The 2,187-nt window shown below is 47.5% G+C and carries 3 protein-coding genes; 1 reads left to right on the plus strand and 2 read right to left on the minus strand.

Features of this window, described 5'->3' with window-relative positions; translation table 11 throughout:
* The first annotated feature begins 291 nt into the window (after positions 1-291).
* A complete protein-coding gene (locus ACOT0L_RS23870) occupies positions 292-1,200 on the plus strand; it encodes an SDR family oxidoreductase (RefSeq protein ID WP_001749993.1) in 909 nt (302 codons plus the stop codon).
* Between the two features lie 91 nt (positions 1,201-1,291).
* Here ACOT0L_RS23870 and ACOT0L_RS23875 read toward each other — a convergent pair whose 3' ends face one another.
* Both ACOT0L_RS23875 and ACOT0L_RS23880 read right to left on the minus strand, forming a co-directional pair.
* The gene (locus ACOT0L_RS23875; protein WP_001749994.1) at positions 1,292-1,936 is read right to left on the minus strand and encodes a quinolone resistance pentapeptide repeat protein QnrB6; all 645 of its coding nucleotides are present in this window, start codon (positions 1,934-1,936) and stop codon (positions 1,292-1,294) included.
* A gap of 94 nt (positions 1,937-2,030) precedes the next feature.
* Positions 2,031-2,187 (minus strand): helix-turn-helix domain-containing protein (locus ACOT0L_RS23880; protein ID WP_275367327.1); only part of this gene is annotated, 157 nt, incomplete at its 5' end.

Below are 2,187 nucleotides of genomic sequence, written 5' to 3' on the forward strand. Positions count from 1 at the left end.
AATTTCAGGTAAGATACTTCGGATGAGGAGCAAAAAGGTGGTTTATACTTCCTATACCCCAGATTGAGATGTTAAGTGTGGTTGCTATTTATTAACACTGCGAACTGGATAAGTCTCAAATAATATTTTTTAAATTAAATCTAACGTTGGTGGGGATATAAGCGCAACGGTAGAGGAAAGTAGGGAGGGTAATATTCCGAGAAAATTAAGTGTAGCTGGATAATATAGGTCATACCATTCATTTTGGTCTACGATTATTAGTCTTTGTGATAAATAATGAGAGGTAATTGAATGGCTGGCTTAAACAAGGAAAAAAAGACCATCAATAAAACCAATTCTGCGCGTTTTCCGGCGCCGCCTTTTCAACAGCAGCAGCAGCCCTTTCCCGGGCTGGCGGGGAAAATGCAACCGCGCCCCGATCATGGAGAAGACAGCTATCAGGGAAGCGGTCGCCTGAATGGGCGCAAGGTATTAATTACCGGTGGGGATTCAGGGATTGGTCGTGCTGTTGCTATTGCCTATGCTCGTGAAGGCGCTGATGTTGCGATTAACTATTTACCTGAAGAAGAAGACGATGCGCGTGAAGTGGTCGATCTGATAAAAAAAGCAGGCAGAAATGTTTTGGCCATCCCCGGCGATATCCGTGATGAGGCTTTTTGCGGTCATCTGGTAACACAGGCGGTAAAAGGACTGGGAGGGTTGGATATCCTCGTCAATAATGCGGGTCGTCAGCAATTTTGTGAGTCAATTGAGGAACTCACCACAGAAGACTTCGACGCAACATTCAAAACCAATGTTTACGCTATGTTTTGGATCACCAAAGCGGCCATACCCCATCTTTCACCAGACAGCGTGATAATTAATACCTCCTCCGTACAGGCTTATGAGCCAAGTGAAATCTTGCTTGATTATGCTCAGACTAAAGCAGCTATCGTGGCATTTACTAAATCGCTGGCGAAACAGCTGGCCCCGAAAGGGATCCGTGTCAATGCCGTCGCGCCGGGTCCATACTGGACTGTACTGCAGTGCTGTGGTGGTCAACCGCAGGAAAAGGTGGAGAAATTTGGGGCAAATGCGCCGCTGGGACGCCCTGGTCAACCGGTGGAAATCGCGCCGCTTTATGTCACCCTGGCCGCTCGGGAGAACAGCTATACGTCTGGTCAGGTCTGGTGTTCTGATGGGGGGACCGGAACCCTCTAACGTTTACGCTCTGTGCGTCGAAAGTGACTTTTAAGGCAAGGGCGGACACTATTGTATAAGGGCGGGAGCGGTACTTACCGCTCCGTGAATGCTAACCAATCACCGCGATGCCAAGCCGCTCCATGAGCAACGACGCCTGGTAGTTGTCCAGCTTAACGCCTTGTAAATCAACGCCCCGAATATCTAAGTCACCCAACTCCGAATTGGTCAGATCGCAATGTGTGAAGTTCGCTGCTCGCCAGTCGAAAGTCGAAAACTCGCCGCCGGAGAGATCTGAACCACTGAACGTCGCGCCCAGTACCTGGGCACCCATCCAACGGTTTTCCCACAGCTCACACTTTTCCAACACGACTTTCGAAAAATTGGCGTAGCTTAGATTGGTATTCGTGATATATGCGCTACAAAACCAGGTGCGCGTGGTGATCATATTCATAAAGCTTGCGCCGCGGAAATCTGCGCCTTGTGCGCGGCAGTGGCGAATTTCAATGCCCAGCGCACTGGCATTGCGAAAATCCGCCATGGATAAATCACAGCTTTTAAAAATGGCATCTTTCAGCATCGCACGACTAAAATTGCACCCTTTCTGGCTTTCACGATCATAGAACTGACAGCCGATAAATTCAGTGCCGCTCAGGTCGGCACCTGAAAAATCACAGTTAAAAAATGTACTATTTTCAATTTTCTCACCGGTGAAACGGTTTCTGTCAATTTTTTCGCCAACGAGTGCCAGAGCCATATTTGTACCTGTTTTTTTATACAGTAATGGCGTCATGGTAAACCCTGATGGGGTTATGCGTCAAATCCGCCAATATGACATCTGCAAATGTGCGTTAAATCTGGTGTTTTTTCAGCAAAGCGCGAAGCTGATGGTAAGTCAGCCCCAGTAATTCAGCGGCTTTTTTCTGGTTAAATTTTGCCTGCTGTAAGCCGTGCATAATAAGCCCTACACAAATTGGGAGATATATCATGAAAGGCTGGCTTTTTCTT

This window comes from Enterobacter cloacae complex sp. XAL002 (assembly GCF_049236805.1).
In the GTDB taxonomy this organism is placed as follows: Bacteria; Pseudomonadota; Gammaproteobacteria; order Enterobacterales; family Enterobacteriaceae; genus Enterobacter; species Enterobacter intestinihominis.

Coding starts and splice junctions, on each gene's coding strand:
- ACOT0L_RS23870 (WP_001749993.1), top strand. CDS start 292: ATGGCTGGCTTAAACAAGGAAAAAAAGACCATCAATAAAACCAATTCT.
- ACOT0L_RS23875 (WP_001749994.1), bottom strand. CDS start 1,936: ATGGCTCTGGCACTCGTTGGCGAAAAAATTGACAGAAACCGTTTCACC.